The sequence below is a fragment of the Psychrobacter sp. 1U2 genome, assembly GCF_051847575.1.
On record NZ_JBPYDC010000021.1, the window covers coordinates 13,853 to 32,135 of the forward strand.

General features: G+C 45.6%; 19 protein-coding genes. 14 read left to right on the forward strand and 5 right to left on the reverse strand.

What is annotated here, in order from left to right; all coding sequences use genetic code 11:
- The first annotated feature begins 94 nt into the window (after window positions 1-94).
- Window positions 95-727 carry a dephospho-CoA kinase gene (gene coaE / locus ACS8FD_RS10275; protein WP_439275789.1) on the forward strand — a complete coding sequence of 211 codons (633 nt, stop codon included), beginning with the start codon at window positions 95-97 and terminating at the stop codon, window positions 725-727.
- On the opposite strand, the gene rlmB is transcribed toward coaE, so the two are convergent.
- Entirely contained in the window at window positions 720-1,475 is a 756-nt protein-coding gene (rlmB, locus tag ACS8FD_RS10280; RefSeq protein ID WP_439275752.1) for a 23S rRNA (guanosine(2251)-2'-O)-methyltransferase RlmB, read from the reverse strand. The two genes, coaE and rlmB, sit on opposite strands and share 8 nt — an antisense overlap.
- 237 nt (window positions 1,476-1,712) lie before the next feature.
- The gene (gene ppnP / locus ACS8FD_RS10285) at window positions 1,713-2,048 is read right to left on the reverse strand and encodes a pyrimidine/purine nucleoside phosphorylase (RefSeq protein WP_025645440.1); all 336 of its coding nucleotides are present in this window, start codon (window positions 2,046-2,048) and stop codon (window positions 1,713-1,715) included.
- Window positions 2,049-2,729: 681 nt separating this feature from the next.
- On the opposite strand from ppnP, the gene recN reads away from it, so the two are divergent.
- From recN to ACS8FD_RS10325, 8 genes are all read left to right on the forward strand, one after another.
- Complete coding sequence (recN, locus tag ACS8FD_RS10290; protein WP_439275753.1) at window positions 2,730-4,409, forward strand: DNA repair protein RecN; 1,680 nt, start codon at window positions 2,730-2,732, stop codon at window positions 4,407-4,409.
- 101 nt (window positions 4,410-4,510) lie between these two features.
- Entirely contained in the window at window positions 4,511-5,074 is a 564-nt protein-coding gene (locus ACS8FD_RS10295) for a YqgE/AlgH family protein (protein WP_439275754.1), read from the forward strand.
- 92 nt (window positions 5,075-5,166) lie between these two features.
- Window positions 5,167-5,715 carry a Holliday junction resolvase RuvX gene (ruvX, locus tag ACS8FD_RS10300; RefSeq protein WP_439275755.1) on the forward strand — a complete coding sequence of 183 codons (549 nt, stop codon included), beginning with the start codon at window positions 5,167-5,169 and terminating at the stop codon, window positions 5,713-5,715.
- Between the two features lie 39 nt (window positions 5,716-5,754).
- Complete coding sequence (locus ACS8FD_RS10305) at window positions 5,755-6,222, forward strand: hypothetical protein (protein ID WP_439275756.1); 468 nt, start codon at window positions 5,755-5,757, stop codon at window positions 6,220-6,222.
- An 82-nt stretch (window positions 6,223-6,304) separates the two neighbouring features.
- A complete protein-coding gene (tusA, locus tag ACS8FD_RS10310; protein ID WP_439275757.1) occupies window positions 6,305-6,631 on the forward strand; it encodes a sulfurtransferase TusA in 327 nt (108 codons plus the stop codon).
- Window positions 6,632-6,727: 96 nt separating this feature from the next.
- Window positions 6,728-7,927 carry a methyltransferase gene (locus ACS8FD_RS10315; RefSeq protein ID WP_439275758.1) on the forward strand — a complete coding sequence of 400 codons (1,200 nt, stop codon included), beginning with the start codon at window positions 6,728-6,730 and terminating at the stop codon, window positions 7,925-7,927.
- Between the two features lie 24 nt (window positions 7,928-7,951).
- Complete coding sequence (gene xerD / locus ACS8FD_RS10320; RefSeq protein ID WP_439275759.1) at window positions 7,952-8,890, forward strand: site-specific tyrosine recombinase XerD; 939 nt, start codon at window positions 7,952-7,954, stop codon at window positions 8,888-8,890.
- Window positions 8,891-9,038: 148 nt separating this feature from the next.
- A complete protein-coding gene (locus ACS8FD_RS10325) occupies window positions 9,039-9,377 on the forward strand; it encodes a DUF3817 domain-containing protein (RefSeq protein WP_439275760.1) in 339 nt (112 codons plus the stop codon).
- A 162-nt stretch (window positions 9,378-9,539) separates the two neighbouring features.
- Here ACS8FD_RS10325 and ACS8FD_RS10330 read toward each other — a convergent pair whose 3' ends face one another.
- On the reverse strand, window positions 9,540-10,526 hold the full coding sequence (locus tag ACS8FD_RS10330; RefSeq protein WP_439275761.1) for a LemA family protein: 987 nt from the start codon (window positions 10,524-10,526) through the stop codon (window positions 9,540-9,542).
- Window positions 10,527-10,845: 319 nt separating this feature from the next.
- On the opposite strand from ACS8FD_RS10330, the gene ACS8FD_RS10335 reads away from it, so the two are divergent.
- Window positions 10,846-11,283, forward strand: coding sequence for an MgtC/SapB family protein (locus tag ACS8FD_RS10335; RefSeq protein ID WP_439275762.1), 438 nt, complete (start codon window positions 10,846-10,848; stop codon window positions 11,281-11,283).
- 134 nt (window positions 11,284-11,417) lie between these two features.
- A complete protein-coding gene (locus tag ACS8FD_RS10340) occupies window positions 11,418-12,026 on the forward strand; it encodes a class I SAM-dependent methyltransferase (RefSeq protein ID WP_439275763.1) in 609 nt (202 codons plus the stop codon).
- Between the two features lie 98 nt (window positions 12,027-12,124).
- On the opposite strand, the gene lptG is transcribed toward ACS8FD_RS10340, so the two are convergent.
- Window positions 12,125-13,348 carry an LPS export ABC transporter permease LptG gene (gene lptG, locus ACS8FD_RS10345; RefSeq protein WP_439275764.1) on the reverse strand — a complete coding sequence of 408 codons (1,224 nt, stop codon included), beginning with the start codon at window positions 13,346-13,348 and terminating at the stop codon, window positions 12,125-12,127.
- A complete protein-coding gene (locus ACS8FD_RS10350) occupies window positions 13,348-14,631 on the reverse strand; it encodes an LPS export ABC transporter permease LptF (protein ID WP_439275765.1) in 1,284 nt (427 codons plus the stop codon). The genes lptG and ACS8FD_RS10350 overlap by 1 nt, the downstream gene beginning before the upstream one ends.
- A gap of 533 nt (window positions 14,632-15,164) precedes the next feature.
- Between ACS8FD_RS10350 and ACS8FD_RS10355 the strand changes: the two genes are divergently transcribed.
- The 3 genes from ACS8FD_RS10355 (at window position 15,165) to ACS8FD_RS10365 (ending at window position 18,145) form a co-directional block, all read left to right on the forward strand.
- Window positions 15,165-15,776 carry a cysteine hydrolase family protein gene (locus ACS8FD_RS10355; RefSeq protein WP_439275766.1) on the forward strand — a complete coding sequence of 204 codons (612 nt, stop codon included), beginning with the start codon at window positions 15,165-15,167 and terminating at the stop codon, window positions 15,774-15,776.
- A 218-nt stretch (window positions 15,777-15,994) separates the two neighbouring features.
- Entirely contained in the window at window positions 15,995-17,623 is a 1,629-nt protein-coding gene (locus tag ACS8FD_RS10360; protein WP_439275767.1) for a leucyl aminopeptidase, read from the forward strand.
- A 45-nt stretch (window positions 17,624-17,668) separates the two neighbouring features.
- Window positions 17,669-18,145 (forward strand): DNA polymerase III subunit chi, encoded by a 477-nt coding sequence (locus tag ACS8FD_RS10365; RefSeq protein ID WP_439275768.1) that lies wholly within the window; start codon window positions 17,669-17,671, stop codon window positions 18,143-18,145.
- Window positions 18,146-18,283: the final 138 nt, after the last annotated feature.

An 18,283-nucleotide genomic window follows, 5' to 3' on the forward strand; every position in this document is an offset into this window, starting at 1 on the left:
ATTCTATTCGCTAAAGTAAGTTACTCTTATGACTATCAATGACCGCTCCTTTTCGCAACCTTATACTCATGGCTCTGCTGCTCGCCCGCAGGCTATGAAGAAGTATAAAAACAATAAACTAGTCGTCGGTTTAACCGGCGGTATAGGTAGTGGTAAATCTGCAACTAGCGATTGGTTCGCAGAAAAAGGCATAGATATCATCGATGCAGATGTCATCGCTCACGAGGTGGTCGCTAAAGGTAGCAACACCCTGCGTAAGATTCAAAAGAAATTTGGCGATTGGGCTATTAACGGACAAGGTGAAATGGACCGCGCAGCAGTGCGAACGCATGTCTTTACTCATCCTGAAGCGCTCATTGAGCTTGAGGCGATCACTCACCCAGCGATAAGGGAGGCGGCAAAAGAGCAGCTAGCCGCTAGTACTTCTGAGTATATTATCCTATCAGCGCCGCTACTGATAGAAGCCGCTGAAGCGGGGCTGGCTAATCTATGTCAGCGCATATTAGTCGTTGATGCTAGCGAGAGTACACAGCTCGAGCGCGCAAGCCTAAGAGACGCGCAAAGCGTACCAAAGATTAAGGCGATTATGGCCAATCAGCTCAGCCGCGAAGAGCGCAACAGTCATGCTGATGATGTCGTCGTCAATAATGATGATTTAGCCGCCCTACATTTGCAGCTTGCCCCGCTACACCAGGCCTATCTCGCTCTTGCCCAGCAGCTTAAGTAGTGCGCTGCCGATTGATCTCGTATAGCGCCATACCAGTCGCCACGCTGACATTTAGGCTTTGCAAATTGCCATACGCGTTGCCTGACATTGGGATATAGACCAGCTCATCACAGCTCTCAAGCGTCAGCCTACGCATCCCTTCCCCTTCAGAGCCCATAATTAGCGCTGTCTTGCCGGTCATATCAGCTTCATGTATCGGTTTAGCCGTTTCATCTAGCGCTGTGCCAAACACGAAAACACCGGCGCTCTTAATCTGAGCAAGCATACGCGCCAAGTTAGTGACGCTGATAATCGGCATCATCTCAGCGGCGCCAACAGAGACCTTAGCTACGGTTGGGGTTAGGCTTGCGGCATGATGCTTAGGACAAACCACCGCATCAACGCCCATTGCTACCGCAGTACGCAAGCAAGCACCAAAGTTATGAGCATCGGTAATCTGATCGAGCACCAATAATAAGCAGTTCTCCTGCGCTATTACTTTATCTAACAATGCTTCATCAGCAAACGCCAAAGGTCTTGCATGCAAGACGACGCCCTGATGCTGAGGGCTACCACACAATTGCGTGAGTTTATCTTTTTGGGTCGGCTGAATGCTGATGCCATTATCTTGCGCGCTTGCCATAATAGCGGCAACATGGCTGTCGCTTTCACGGCCCTGCTGCACGAATAGACTAAGCGCATCAAGCGGACGATGCTCGAGTAAAGCGTCGATAGCATGAATGCCATAAAAATAGTTGGGTTTTGCCATAATCAAACCTATTGAATAATATCAGGGATAAATGAGTTTGGCTCTCAAGCGCTTAGTACCATTCCCTTCGCTAACAGCCAAAATTAAAAAAAGACAGATAAAACCTTACTGATTTTATATGTCTTCTTTTTGATATACTAATTTTTATATACTAAGAGCAAGTCACTGAACAAGGTTCTTTAAACATCATTCTAAACCTTGTCACCTTATCAATGACCCTAAACAACTATGAAAACCTTACCCTTCTAAATGACAGACGTATTGCACGATCTCTTCGGTACGCAAGTTAAAGCTGCTATTGCCTTCTACCACAAAAGATTGGCCGGCGCGGTAGTAGCTAAAGTCTTCATCGCCATTGATTTTGACTTCACATTCGCCGCTGATGATTTCGATACGCTCAGAGGTATTAGTACTAAAGTGATACTGCTCGACGCTGCTGTCGCAGGGTAGGATAACCCCTAAGGTCTTATGTTGACCACTCTCGAACATGATAGTGTGACTAGAACAGCGCCCATCATAGGATATTGTGGCCTGAGCATTGACGGTTACATTGGTAAACTTTGCCGCTGACATAGGGGCTTCCTTATCAAATAATTATTGCTAAACTAAAAAATAAGTGCTTCATCAAAATATGAATAGACTAACGATAACTACCGCCTGCTTTTACCTGGTCGCTAAGGCAACGAACAAGGCCTAGCAACATTACCAAAAAGCAGTCCCAAGTGACAACTTTAAGTAGCAAGGGTAAATGACAATGCACTGAAGTACTCAGTCTTGCCGTTTTCATGGCTTAATAGCTATAGTGTGGTATGAGTATTAATAAAGTGTACGTTTGTATTTTGATGAGATTATGCTACCACATTATTTCTATAAAGTTTGTTAAAGCAGCGATGAAATCTCGTTAATTTATTAAAGCCCTTGTCCTTTGTAGAGTACAGACTTGCGACTGAACAGACACTGTCTTAATATCGACTTTAAGTATAAAAAGGTCGGTAGTCGTCGCTAGAGTATTGTAAAATAAGCAAAAATTATTATAGTGGCTTATTAGTGATTAGACTTATTAAGAAGTGGGACTGGTTATAGACACCAGTGAGCACAAAATTGTATCTATTTGCTGATATCGGCTTATATTCCCCTATAATAATACTTTTTGTCGCTAAGAATATATATGGTATTTATGCATTGATATTCACCGATGAAGAGGCATTATCCGTGAGCTACGCTCTTTTTTATTGTCTGCCATGAGAGGCTTTGATGCTGTTATCATTAACCTTGTACCAGTTTGCGCTAATCGCTGAGCATGAACTGAGCGTTGCCGAAGGCTTCAATGTCATCACTGGTGAGACTGGCGCGGGCAAATCCTTGCTGCTTGATGCGCTATCCTTGTGTATAGGCGAGCGCGCTGATAGCGCTATGGTGCGTCATGGAGCACCGCACGCGGATATCTACGCGCAGTTCGATGTGACTCATAACAGTCTCGTTAGCGACTGGTTCGCGGATAACGAGCGTGAGTTAGATGAGCCTGAAGTACTCATTCGCCGCCAGCTGAGTAATAGTGGTCGCTCAAAAGCTTGGCTCAATGGCGCGCCTGTGAGCTTAGCAGAACTCAAAAGCTTAGGCGTATTGCTAGTAAATATCCATAGCCAGCACGCCCAGCAAGCACTCTTAAAACCCCAGTTTGTGGTGCAGTGGCTCGATGAGATGGCGCAAACGAAGCCACTCGCCGAACAAACGGCTACCAGCTATCAGCACTATCAGCAGCTCAAGCGCCGCGCTGATGAGATCGCTAGCCGCGCCGCCCAGCGTCAAGATCGCATCCAGCTGCTGCAAAGCCAATTAGCCGATATCGCGCCCCTACTAGCCGTTGACTATAGCGAGATCGAAGCCGAGCACGAAGAGCTATCAAACATCGAAGCGCTGATGACAGAGGCCAGTCACGGTCTACATCTGCTCGATAACGATAGTGATGAGCCTGATGTCATGACCTTGCTTGGTCAAGCGATTAAGCTGTGCGACAATCAGCTTGGCGTCAGTCAAACCTTTGAGCAAGCCTCCGAGCAGCTGCATTTAGCGCAGCAGCAGATTACGGAAGTCACCGCCCTGCTCTCAGATTATGCTGAACAGCAGTTGCCTGATCCTGAGCGCTTGCAGACTTTGGATAGTTTAATCAGCCTCGGTCATCGCTTGTCTCGTAAGCACAGCTTGCCTGCCAGTGACTTAATCGATGAAGCTAATGACTGGCAACAGCAATTAGAGCAGTTAGAAAATGAGCCGACAAGCGACGCCTTAGCCGCGCAAATTGCAGAAGCTTGGCAAGAATATCTTACTAGTGCTAAAAATCTGCAAAAAGCGCGCGTAAAAGCCGCGCCTGCTATCTGCGCGCAATTGGTCACGCAGCTGCAGCCCTTAGCGCTGCCTAATGCCCGCTGCGAATTTGTATTTACAAAAAAGCCAGCCGAATCCGCTTACAACGCGCAGGGCTGCTACGATATTGAGCTACTGTTTAGCGCTAACGTCGGTATGCCGATGCAGCCGCTACATAAGATTGCCTCTGGTGGTGAGCTGTCGCGGATGGCACTAGTAATGCAAGTGCTGCAAGCGACCAGTAGCGATAACAATGCCGCCAAACCGATGCTAGTCTTCGATGAGGTCGATGTCGGTATCAGCGGCGGTACCGCGCAAGTGGTCGGCGAGTTACTACGTAGCCTTGGGCAGACTCAGCAGCTACTTGCCATTACTCACCAGGCGCAAGTGGCGGCGCAAGCACACCAGCATATCTTGGTGCAAAAGCATCATAATGAGCAAACCCAAAGCGAGCTTGTCATCTTGACTGGTAGCGCACAAGTCGATGAGTTGGCGAGAATGTCAGGCGGCGTGACGATCACTGAGGTCACGCGCGATCATGCGCGTAGCTTGCTGACTGACGTTAAGTAGCGGCTTTGATGTCGGCTAGCGTTTGCCTCAAAACCCTTATTGATTTTCGCGTTAACATCGCCATATAGTAGTGTCTACCCTTTTACGTTGTCCTTGTATTTATGTCTACTGCAAATTTGACTCACCACTTTTTGATTGCGGCCCCTGAGCTGCCAGACCCGAGGTTTGAGCAGGCGCTGATCTATATCTGTCGCCATGATAAGCACGGAGCGCTCGGACTGATGGTTAATCGTCCGCTAGAAAAAGCCAATGTAGGCAAGCTTCTAGAAGACTTAAACATCGAAGTCACCGATCCACAAGTGATGGAAGACTTAGCGCTTGAGGGCGGACCTATGTATCCTGAGGTTGGCTTTGTGTTGCATACCGGTCAGCCAGAATGGGCGTCGTCCTTTGCCATATCAGAAAATGTCTGTATTACCACGAGCCAAGATGTGCTCAAGCGTATCGCTGTCGGTCAAGGTGTTGGTCATTATCAGCTGTGTTTAGGTCATGCCAGCTGGGGCAAAAAACAATTAGAAGATGAGCTCAATAGCGGCGACTGGCTAGTCTGCCCTGCCGATCTTACTATCTTATTTGACGCGCCATTCGATGAGCGTTGGCAGTTGGCAGCTGACAAACTTGGGGTAAACTTTGATTATTTAAGTAGTGATATCGGTCATGCTTAATTACTTTAAAAATACTTGAAAACGTTTAATCATGACCATTCACTATAGAAAAACGTTCTTATTAAAGTAGCTAGTTTATTAGGGTAGATCGTATGTCAGTTATCGAAAACGAATCTTTGCGCGTAGAGGGTGCCGACGCTGATATCAGCAGCTCGCTTGCAGCCTTAGATGTGCAACCAAAAGAACATTTGATTTTGAGCTTAGATTACGGCGTAAAAAAGATGGGCATGGCACTAGGTAATAGTATTACCGAAACTGCGCGCGCCTTCGATATCTTAGCCATGAATAACGGTCAGCCGGATTGGGATAATTTACTAGGTATTGTTAAGACTTGGGGCGTCACCCAAGTTATCGTTGGTCTGCCGCTGAATATGGATGGCAGTCGCTCGATGCTCTCTCGCCGCGCTCATAAGTTCGCTCGCCGCTTGGCGCACAGATTGATGGAACAACACATGCCCGTCGTCGTGAGTATGTGCGATGAGCGGCTAACGTCGGTAGAAGCACGCGCTATAGCATGGGAGAATGGCTGGATCGACAATGAGCGCGACGCTATCGATGACATCTCAGCCTGTATTTTGCTCTCGACTTATTTTGCGGATCCTAGCAGCGCAATGGCTATCGATAGCATTAAACCTGATTAACAAACGTCCTTTTACCTTGACGAATAAGTAACTGATCTTATGAGCATTGAGCAAAAACAAGCCAATACCTATGGCATACCGCCGCTAGCCATCGCCCGTATAAAAGGCGCACAGCAAGCCAATAAAATCGCCATTTATATGATTTACGCGGCGCTAGTCGCTTTTGTGGTCTTTGGCACTATTGCTAGCATTGAAGTCTTTCATGATAATCAGCTCTTGTATCGCTTGTTTTACAATTTGCCGTTTATTTTAGTGGCTTTGACGATTCCGATTACGCTTTATAATGCGTTTATTATCTATCGCTATCGCCTTAGTCAATCGTCAATGGTCATTATGACTATCGGTGTTTCAACCATTATCTTGCTCAGCGGGCTGTTATTTGCGGATACTGCTTGGTTAGGACTGGCCTCTTGGCTTGGGGTCGCGTTTTTGTTTAAAGTCAGCTTTAAGCGCTTTTTTGATTTCTTACAAGCCGAAAAAGAAGACGACGCGCTTGAACAAAGCTAATTTTGACTTTAAAAACGCTTCAAAACCTTTTATAAAATAGATCGCTCAAATTATCCTCAAACTTTTATTACCAAAAAATACTATGACGACTTCTACTACACCCACGCCAATCAATCATCATCTCGACACTCAAGGACTGATATGCCCTGAGCCGGTCATGATGCTGCACCGGACGATACGTAAAGCCGATAGTGGTGATGTCATCGAAATACTCGCAACCGACCCGGCTACCACGCGCGATATCCCTAATTTCTGTCGTCATTTGGGCCATGAGTTTTTGGGCCAAGAAACCTTAGCCGAACACATTAATTTAGAGGTGGATCCTGATGAAATCACTATCGATAGCGACAACGATGCACCAACTAGCGCGACGCTATATCGCTATTTAGTAAAGAAAAAAAGCGCTTAGAGCGCTTAGTTAAGATAAGTCGTAGTCATAAGCCCTATCAAACGCGCAAAACTGAGAACGTTTAAAAACATTATTCATTAGCAGAAGGTAAATCATGTGTTGCTAACCGAGAAAGAATATGTAGAGTGGCACGAGAACGACACCTCACACCTTGCTCGTTGGCTATCTGCTAGCGATCATCCAGCGCCTGCGCGCATAGTCATTGTCGATGACAAAACCACTGCCGATGAGGCTTACCGCTTAGCCTGCGCCGGTACTTCAATGCTCTATCGCGGTGACTTCCATAACGCCCGGCAATTGCTGCAAGCCGTGACTCGGCGCGTCGAGCGTACTGAGAAAAACTCTGCCAAACGCAAATTAAAAAAGGCTGCGAATAAAGCCAATAATTCAACTGAATCAGGCTCTAAAAACCTACCTAACCTCTTTCATCAGCAGCGTCAAACCACCGCCCAACGCGCGCGCATCCTAAGCCGCTTATTATTAGAGCTAGATATCGATTATGTCAGTTCATTACGCCGTGCGCCGGAAGTTAACAAAGCATGTATAGCTGCGTTTGGAGCTTTAGATAAAGAAGATGAGTCGTGTGTGCTGTCGTTTCGTGATTTGCAAGGGGCATTAGGGGCGGCAGGCTGGCGCGAAAAAGGCGTACCGATTAAAGAACTCGGCGTAGCCATTTATCCGCACTACGGGGTGTTTGCGCCGACTCGTCATGAGTATGTGCAGCTCTTGCTAGATGCGCCGTTACCTACCGTTCATGATGTTGCCTACGATATCGGTACCGGCACCGGCTTGCTAGCGATTATCTTAGCGCAGCGCGGCATAAAACAAATTATAGCGACGGATTTAAACCCGCGTGCGCTCACTTGTGCTCAGGACAACTTTGAGCGTCAAGAGTTAGCTAATGTACAATTACAACAAGCCGACCTGTTTCCGACCGACGCACCGCTAGCCAATCTAATCGTCTGCAATCCGCCTTGGCTACCAGCTAAACCGACCTCACCATTAGAGTATTCGGTCTATGACGCTAATAGCGCGATGCTAAAAGGGTTTTTGCAGGGCGTGAAATCGCACTTAGCCCAGCAAGGAGAGGTTTGGCTGATTCTGTCAGATTTGGCTGAACACTTGCAGCTGCGTAGTCGTGAAGCGTTATTAGCTTGGATTGAAGAGGCAGGACTGACGGTAAAATATCGCCTCGATACTCAGCCGAAGCATGGCCGTAGTCAAGATAAAACCGATCCGTTATATGCCGCGAGGAGTAGCGAGATTACTTCGCTATGGTGTTTGCAAAGTGTTTAGTATTTCATCATCGAGTACCCGATTATGAGCCGCGACCGCGCCGTCCAACAACGTCAGCCCAAAGCGCTCGCCGTCGATGACGAGCCGGCTTATCTGACGGAGTTTCGTCAAGCCATGCTCGCGCGCGGTCTGGCAACGCGCACGCGCAACGCTTATGTGCGCGATTTGCGAAGCTGTGAGCTGACTCATCATAAAGCGCTGACCCAGTGGCAAAGCGATGAGGTACTACACTGCTTATCACAGCTTACCGCTGAGGGCAAAACCCCGCGCACGCAAGCGCGTATGCTCTCAAGCCTGCGCCAGTTCTACTTGTGGATGATCGCCAGTAATCTGCGTGAAGATAATCCTTGCGAGCGGATTAAATCACCTAAGCTGGGTCGTCCTCTACCTAAAGACCTAAGCGAGGGCGATGTCGATAATCTGCTTGCGGCGCCCGATAGCAGCACCGCGCTCGGTCTGCGCGATAAAGCCATGCTAGAGGTGCTCTATGCGTGTGGTCTACGCGTCAGTGAGCTGATCAACCTAGCACTCGAACAAGTCAATCTCAACGCCGGCTGGCTACAAATCACGGGTAAAGGTAATAAAACGCGTTTAGTACCGTTAGGAGAATACGCGGCAGATGCCTTGGAAGATTATCTCAGTCATGGTCGCGGCGAGCTCATCGCGCATCTCAAATCAGGCAATTGCCAAGCGGTGTTTTTGACGGCGCAAGGAGGCTATATGACGCGGCAGAACTTTTGGTATTTACTCAAAAAATACGCCAAAGTCGCCAGTATTGAGAAAGAACTCTCTCCGCATACCCTACGCCACGCCTTTGCCACTCATTTGCTTAATCATGGCGCGGACCTTCGTAGCGTACAGCTATTGCTAGGTCATAGTGATTTATCGACTACGCAAATATATACCCATGTGGCAACGGCGAGATTGCAGAAGTTGCATGCGGAACATCATCCGAGGGGTTGAGAGCCGTTAAAACGAAGCACTGCTTCGTTAGACTCGCAAGAGAAAATCCTTTAAAGGGGATTTTCTATATAAGATGCAGATAACATCTTACTAAGCCAACCTAATCTGTCGTGTAATTATTTATTGATAATCGTAAAAGGAATATAAAGTGTTACAAGCGCAATCATCGACCCTACCTGTGCTAACAAAGGGTCAAAACTCTGTCCTTAAAAAATTAACCCTTATAGGTTATTTAGAAGGGACTTCTTTTTTATTACTGCTGTGCATCGCCATGCCACTAAAATATATGCTAGGCATTCCTGAAGCAGTGAAATATATCGGAATGGCGCATGGCGTATTATTTATCGCTTATATCTTGATGCTGCTGTTTGCTGCTAGCAAAATAAGAATGCCGCTTTGGGCATTGCCTGCTGGGGTCCTTGGTTCGTTCTTACCCTTTGGCCCGTTTATATTTGATCATTTTTTGAAGAAGCATTTGAAAGGGTAAATCGTATTGCGGGCTGGTGTTGTCAAGCTTTCAAAGAAAGTACAGTCAAGACGTAACCCGCCTTTATGGATTATATTAACTCTAGATTTGGCGGGTCACGCTGTCGCTAACCCACCCTACTCAACCAATGATTTTTAAAGTATTTAACGAGATAAGGGTCAATCAACTTGCCTTTTCAGTAGTTCCAACATCAACTGTGGTTTTTGTTTCCTCAGACTCTATTACCTTATTCTCTGTAATAGTTTCATCCACTACATCTGGCTCAATGATTACTTCATTCTCAACCTCATCTGTTGTGGTCAAGTCTTTTGTTAACCACTCATTATAAGTAAGCCATTCTTCAGTCGTAGTTTGATTTATTCTCACATTTTTACACCAATCATTGTCCGCCGCCAGTGACTCTATTTCTTGATGAGTTACTGGACCTTTTGGTGTTGATTCTGGCAACATATAAAAATATGTTTCTACCACGTCCAAATCGTCAGTTAGTGATTTCTTCTGAGAGTTTTTAGCTTTATCTATCGCACCTCTTGAGGATTGGGCAATAGACCTTGAGCTGTCTACAATATTGTTCTTTGCTGTATTTAATAAAGCGTTTAGACGCTCGCCATCATCTGTTTTGAACTCATTCAAAATTGCTCCCTCGTTATCCATAGACATATCTAGGTAAGGAGCATTGGTAAACCCTAACGCATTAGCGACAAAGATGGTAGGAATAGACGCTCTAGAAGTATTGTAACCCCTAACTTTACTATTATAGCTTTTACGATATTGCGCTAGCTCATCTTCAAGACCTTCAATATTATCGATTAGTCTATGATACTGTTGATCAGCTTTAAGATTAGGATAACGATCTGCCATACTCTGGACGGTTGTCATTACCATGCTAGTATCTCTAAGCGTAGACTGAACGGCACTAACGCCAGTTTCCTTAACGGCTGATAAATGAACTAAATTCTCACTATCTTGATAATTTTTGACCACATCTACAAGCTGGTTTATAAGGCCTACTTTTTTTGACATAGTGACAGAGATATTTGATAAACTTTCTCGAATCTCTTGTGCTCTACGTTGCAAGGAGTTATAAGCGTCTAAAAAGACGTATAAAATAGCGCCAATTATTGCTAATAATATTAGAAACCACATCATAGCTAATACTCTATCGGATAAATTTAAGAAATTATATCACTCAGTAGATAATAATCAACAAATTTTCACTTATTTCATCTTGTATTAACTTTGATTTGGCATATGAGAAGTAGCAACTACCTACAAAAGCTTTATAAATAATCACTATTAAACACTAGGTAAAATCCGTACAAAAAGCACTCTTAAACAAAGTACAAGCAAAAGGTGCGACCTCTCCCCGCATAACTGCTAACCATCTTTAACTGAAAACAGACAACTTTACCGCTACACTTTATAATAAGATCTGGATAGTGTGGTGCTTAGGGATGGGAGGTGAGCTGTGTTTGGATTCGATATCGACTTGGAGTTGATGGGATATCATTTCTTTCAATTAGGCATCGCTTTTATTTTATCCTTACCGATTGCGCTCAATCGGGAGATGAAAGATAGTGGTGCAGGCCTGCGCACCTTTCCCTTAGTCACCGTGGCTTCCTGTGCCTTCATGCTAGTTGGCCGCGACATCTATTCAGAAGGCGATGCCGAGGCGCGTATCATGTATGGCATTATTACCGGTATGGGGTTTATCGGTGGTGGCGCTATTTTTAAAAGTAGCGGTAGTGTCAAAGGTACAGCGACGGCGGCAGGATTATGGAACACGGGCGCTATCGGTATTTCAGTGGCGTATAGTCGTTATGAGATTGCGATTATTTTGTCGGTCGTGAGCTTTTTGATCTTGCAGTTCTCTGAGCCGTTCAAGTCCCATACTAATCAAAAATAAAGCACGTGCTGTACAATCGGCGCTGAAATTTGCCGTCGTTGCCGTTACAATACTCATCATACCGTGCGCGTTCTATCATGAGTAAGTTACTCATAGCGCACTGCCCTTTTTTATTAGCCTACATTGAGAATATTATGAGCCATCAGCCCCCTGCAGAGTTATTAGAAAAAGCCAAACACTGGCGTGAAGATATACATTTTACGGATGACGTGCTAGGACAGCCTTTTGATTTTGCCACGACTTGGGGTATATTTTCGCCGCAAAAGCTCGATGATGGTAGCCTAATGCTACTCGATTATGTCGATTTTCAAACCGATGATGACTCGATAGATCTAGGCTGTGGCTACGGCGTGCTCGGGATGACTGCGGCGCGCGAGTGTCCAAATGGTCAGCATACGCTGATTGATAAGGACTTTATGGCAGTGGAATATGCGCGGCGCAATTGTGAAAAAAACGGCCTGAGCAATGTCGATGTACACTTGTCGAACGGCTTTAATCAAGTCGCCAAAGACAAGGATTTTAGCCTAGTGATGTCGAACTTGCCCGCTAAGGTCGGTAAAGAGCAGCATTATCTGTATTTCCTCGATGCCTATGCGCGAATGCGGCAGGGCGGTAGGTTCTATGTGGTGACCATCAATGGCTTACGTCAATTTATGAAGCGCTCGTTCACCGAGGTGTTCGGCAATAGCGATAAGGTCAAGCAAGGTAAGACTTATACGATTACTATGGCGGTTAAAGAGTAGTTTTTACGCTTAGCAGAAATAAACAGCGCTCAGCAAAATCCCGCTAAAACGACTTAGTCTTAGCGGGATTTTTAATTTTCAATCAATCACCTAGCCGGCTACATTTGTCGTTTAAGTAAATAGCCACCGAGCACTGCACTAGCAATAACCGGCAATAGCACCATCAAAAATGGCGAAAATCCTGTGGCCAACGATACAAACCCAACTAAGTCTTGAATATAGCTAAATAGTAGCCCGAACAGCAAAGCAACAACGATACGCAGGCCTAAACTGTGCGTGCGTAGCGAGCCAAAAACAAAAGAGCACGCAACGATCACGAGCGATAATATCGACAGCGGTGATAGTAGTTTTTGCCAAAACGCCAGCTCGTGAGTCAATGAGCGTTTACCTTGTTGCTGCATAAATTGACGATGCTGGTATAGCTGAGTCAAGGACAAATCTTCGGCATCACGGGTCAGTAGATACACCGACTCAGGCGCAAAAGGTAAGCTTAAGGTATCCGTAGTAGCGAGCTGTTGACTGCTTTGAAAGCCTTGATTGATCGTCAGCCGCGTGATGTTATTGAGTTGCCAGTCATAGCGATACTGCTCGTCTTTATTATCGCTCGTGCGCCCAATCAGCTGACGTCCTGTATACTGACCACCCTCAGCACGGATAGCGGTTTGTAGGTTGCCATTCTCATCCAAATGCCAACGCTTGACCTCACCGATATTGCCTTGTACATCCGCATAGTCAATGTAGAGGATATCACTGCCATTTTCTTGTAGCGTTGTCTGCTCGTCTGAACCTTTTGCTGTGTCGAAGCTTGGCTGCATGGTCCAGTAGCCGCGCACTGAGGTAACTAAAGCGCTACTGTCATCATCATTGATCTCATCAGCCAACTGGTTACTAGTGGGTAATATAAACTGGTTAATAAACAGCGCTAAAATGACGAATAACAAAGCAGGCTGTAGCACCCAACCCACGATACGATAGACGCTGACGCCTGAGGCGCGCATGACCACCAGCTCGCTGTTATTAGCCAGTAGCCCGAGCCCCACCACAGCGCCAAGCAACGCTCCGGTCGGAACGAACTGCTCCAAGAAGTAAGGCGAGCGATAAAAGATATATTTGAGCGCCTCGCCCATCGTATAGCTATCACTGAGCGAATCAAGCTCAGACAAGTAAGAAAATAGCACTTGTAGCGCCCATAGCCCAATTACCGCCGCGATAATCGCTAGCAAGGCGTTAAGCTTGACGTAACGGCTTAGTACTTTTAGCTGACTGGGCGGCTTTGCTAATGGCAAACCTTTATTTTTTGCTGCAAACAGTGAGGAGCGCATTATAATGGTCCTGTATTTGAGTCATTTAGAGGGCCTAAATCATCGTGCTTTTCCTCGCTCAACCGAAAGCGCAATCGATGCTGGATGCGGCTACCCCAATTCATATAAAGTGCTAACACCATAAACCCTACTATCAACCAAGCATAAGACCAAACGCTGACACTACCTTTAGCAACGGCGTTTTTCAAAGAAATGATACCGAGCGCACAACTCACAAATAATAAGATAGCCGGAAATAACCGTAGCCAGCGCCCTTGCCGTGGACGCACTTGCGCTAGCGGTACGGCGAGCATAGGCGCGATAATCATCAACCAAGGTAGTGCAAAGCGGTAACCAAGCTCCCCTTGAGCGGCGAGCCTCGCATCACTATTACTTACCGCCATACTCCCCGTTGCCGCTTGCCATAGCGGTACGATCGCTTGCGTTTCGATATTGTCTTCGGTCACTATCTCTTCTTTGGACTCTGTCAAAGTAATGCGGTAGCGATCAAAGCCGATCTGATTATATTTTAAGCTCCCAGCGCCGACTTCATAACGCCGACCTTGGAATAGATCTAATTGGGTGACGCCGCCTGCACCGTTCTCTACTTGCTCAGCGCGACGAGCCAAGGTAATAGTGTCTTTACTCGCATCCCGATTAGCGCTATCAATAAGCTCTTTTGGTAAATCTTCAACAGGCAAGCGCTCGACTAGCTCATTCTCGTCAGTTGACTGAGTTAACATGCTCTGAGCAGCGCTATTATCTAGCCTAGTCGATTGTTTCTTAGGCTGTGTTTGGATCAGCACGACATCCTGCAGCTGCGTTTTATCATCGCTCAGACTTCCCACATACAGATGATAATTACCGCTACTAATAAACTCCTTAGGGCGGATCAGATCAAAAGCACTAGTCAAAGCCTGCTGCTGCCAAATCGTCTCTGAAGAGCGCACTCCCCAAGGTTTACCGACTATAGACAACGCCGCTTCACCTACAAACAACACCAAAATCAGTGGCGTTATGAGCCGCGCTAGCTTTCCCCGAGAGACGCCGCTTGCATTGATAACCGCCATTTCTTGATCGACATAAAGCCTGCCAAAAACGAGCATCAAACCAATAAAAAACGCTAAAGGTAAAATAAGCTCTAAAAAGTAAGGCAAATTATAGCCAATAATGGTAAATAATAAGCTGATGTCTAGGTTGCCTTCGGCGGCAATCCCGAAATAGCGTATTAAACGACCACCGAGCATCATCACCACTAAAAACCCCAATACCAAAGCGGTAGTTGAGGCAACCTGACGGGTCATGTAGCGGCGTAATATCACAATAAGGACTCTTAAATAAGGGTTAGCGTTTGCGAAGGGACGTTTTTATCTATCCCTATCGTGCAAACTCATAAGCGATTTTTTGGCTTTTTTATAAATGGGGCAAAGCGAGTATAAGCGTCAAACGTAACTGCTAATGCTAGCATGTTTTTATCAAAAATGACGGTGAAAAGTGTGTAAAACTCCTCTCAGTTTTGTTGTGTTGGCGCTTTCACAATCCTTTATAAAGAGTCTGTCAGTTAATGCTTAACAATTTGGCAACTCGTTTATCAAAGCTCTATCGCTGCTCTCATTTAGCTGTCATATTTTGTGTTTTATTTACCACTGAGTGTTTGTCATTGGTATCACACCCTAAATAACGCCGCGATTACTTGTTAGAATCTAAGCACTTATTAGCAATTAATCACATAGCCTAGCTACTGTTTACTATTACTTTATATTAAAGCAAAAGGCGGATAGCCAATCATTTAAAAAACTCAAAATACAATTTCAAAAACTCACTGATGGAGAATACAATGTCTACTCAAAATCTAAGTCCTGCTACCCTATTAGAGCTTGGCGGCGGTAAGTTTAGCAGCCTTGACTGGTCTAACTGTGCTATCGTTTTTATCGATTTTCAGAATGAATATGTCAACGGCGCTATGCCTTTAGGTGAGCTGGGAGCCGCGGCGACTAAGAAAGCTAAATTACTGCTCGATAAAGCGCGCCAGCAAGATATTCCGCTCTTTCATATCGCCCATCATGGTGAAGACAATGGCCCGATCTTTGACCCACTATCTAATAAAGTCGCTATCGTCGATGAGCTAAAACCTCTCGATGATGAAAAGCTTATTAGCAAAAAACATCCCAATGCTTTTTATAATACCAACCTCGGTGAGCTACTCAAAGCCACTGGCAAAAAACAGCTCGTCTTTGTGGGCTTTATGAGTCACATGTGCGTCAGCTCCAGCGTCAGAGCTGCTTTTGACTTAGGCTTCGAGAATTTCGTCTTTCATGATGCCTGTGCCACTCGCGACTTACCTGATGTCAATGGAGAAACGATTAAGGCAGCAGTGGTGCATAATAATGCTATGGCAGCCTTGCAAGACAGCTTTGCTACTTTGCTATCGACGGATACTATTGATTAGTTTAAATCATTAACTGATAAAGCCATAGTAAAGGTCAATAGCTATAGACAGCGAACAACAGTCCCTAACGCTTACGAAACAGTTAGCGTCCCCTCTATATGCTAAACTATAATACAAGCTCAAGTAGATCTTTGGGTTTTCTGATCGACTTGCCCTATTCACTCATAATTCTAATCCCATAACTTCAGTTTCTATAATTCTAATAAGGACACGACTCTATGAATATTAAGCTAACCGCACAACTGCCAAAAACGCATACCCAAAAAATGCTAAAAAAAGAAGCCAAAGATAAAGATTCGAGCTGCTTAGTCGTCTTAGTTGATAACAATAAAAATATATTGGCAAGCGACTCATTAAAAGAGTATCAAGAGCGCATTGAGCAGTTGATTACAGTCTCGCATTTCAGTGGTAAAGCCTGTGAAACGGTTGCTGATTATGCTTTAGCCGGTGATAAAAAAACGACTAAAGCCAATCCACTACAGCTGCTATTAGTGGGCGTCGGCAGACTCGACAAACTCAGCCACAGCGTTCTACAAAAAGTTGCTAAGACCATTTATCAATCGACGCAAAAACGTGTCACCTCCATTACCATCGCGCTCGGCGATGCCCTACAAGAAAACGAATTTAGCCAATTTACGCTTAATCTGTTAGCCGCAACTTATCGTTTTGATAAATATAAATCAGAGCAAACCACGCCAGTATTAACCGATATCTATTTGCTCGCTGATGATAGCTTAAAGTCCGCTTTAGACTTTGCGCAGTCGGTGTTTGTCGGTCAAAGCTTAACTCGCGATGTCGCAAATGAGCCAGGCAATATCTGCTTCCCTGCTTATATGGCAGAGCAAGCGCAGGAGCTTGGTAAAAAGTATTCTGATATCTTAAAAGTCACCGTATTAGGTGAAGAAGAGATGTCAGTGCTCGGTATGGAGTGCTTCTTAGCCGTCTCTAGAGGCTCAGCTCGCGAGGGCAAGCTAGTCATTATGGAGTATCAAGGTAAGTCAAAATTCACCGCCAACCATACAGCCAGTCATAACGATAACGCTAGCACCACTGCAAAAGCTGGCCTAAAAGCGATTGCTGATAAGCTACCTTTAAAAGCCAATGCTAAAAAAAGCGCTAACAGTGATGCGCCTATTGTCTTAGTCGGTAAAGGCGTCACCTTTGACTCAGGCGGTATCTCCATTAAGCCCGGCGCGGCGATGGATGAGATGAAGTTCGATATGGGCGGTTCAGCGTCGGTACTAGGTACTATTCAGGCGCTGTGCGAAGCGCGTCTACCTATCAACGTCGTTGGCGCTCTTGCTTGTGCGGAAAACATGCCATCAGGCGAAGCCACGCGTCCAGGCGATATCGTAAAAGCTATGAATGGTAAATCAGTTGAGATCCTGAATACTGACGCCGAAGGCCGCTTAGTGCTAGCCGATACCCTATGCTATATCCAACGCTATAATCCAAAAGCGGTCATCGATGTTGCTACTTTGACCGGCGCTTGTGTCGTCGCTTTGGGTCATGTACGCTCAGCGGTGTTTAGTAATGATGAAGACGTATTGTTCGAGCTTGAGAATGCTAGCGCTCAATCTGGCGATCTGATTTGGCACATGCCGCTAGATGATGAATACCAGTCATTGCTTGACTCACCTATTGCCGACATGCAAAATATCGGTGGTAAAGGGGCAGGCGCGGTTACTGCTGCTTGCTTCTTATCGCGCTTCGTGGAAGAAGGCCAAGCGTGGGCACATTTAGACATTGCTGGTACCGCTTGGAACTCTGGTAAAGAAAAAGCCGCTACCGGTCGCCCAGTACCCCTATTTATGCAGTATCTTAAAAACAGCGTCGATATGGCTTAAACAGTGCTGTATGATTGGACATTTAATAAGGCTTAAGTACAAAAAATGTCAAAACTAAACGTTAGTTTTTATGTCTTAAGCGCGAGTAAAGCCCAAGATTTCTTGGGCTTTATTTGTCAGCTGACCCAAACCGCTTTGAATAAGAGTACGCAGTCACTTGTTATTCTAGCTGATAATGAGCTTTTGCTTAGCGAGCTTGATGAAGCGTTATGGGTCAATGATGCGGCAAGTTTTATTCCGCATCAGCGGCTAAGCACTGCTGATAGTGAAACCACAGCTAGTACTACTGCTGACTCTACAGCGCCTGTACTATTAGCATCGCAGCTGCCGCCAGACTTTAGCGGTATCGTTATCAATACGACTCCCCTACCCCTCAATGATTACATTCCATCAACGAGCAACGCGCTGCCTAGTCGCCTGCTAGAGATTATCCTACCCGATGATGATAGCGTCGCCCAAGGCCGTCAGAAATATAAACACTACCAACAGCTTAATTATGAGCTTACCCACTTCAAAGTTTGACCATCCCTTATAACCAGTAGCATATAGCGATCACTAGCGTCTTGATTTTATTTAGAGCTGCTGATACAAAAGTAGGCGAATACTCTAAAAAGTGCTACTATCCTTCGATTATTTTAAATTTTTGCTGATATTGAGGGA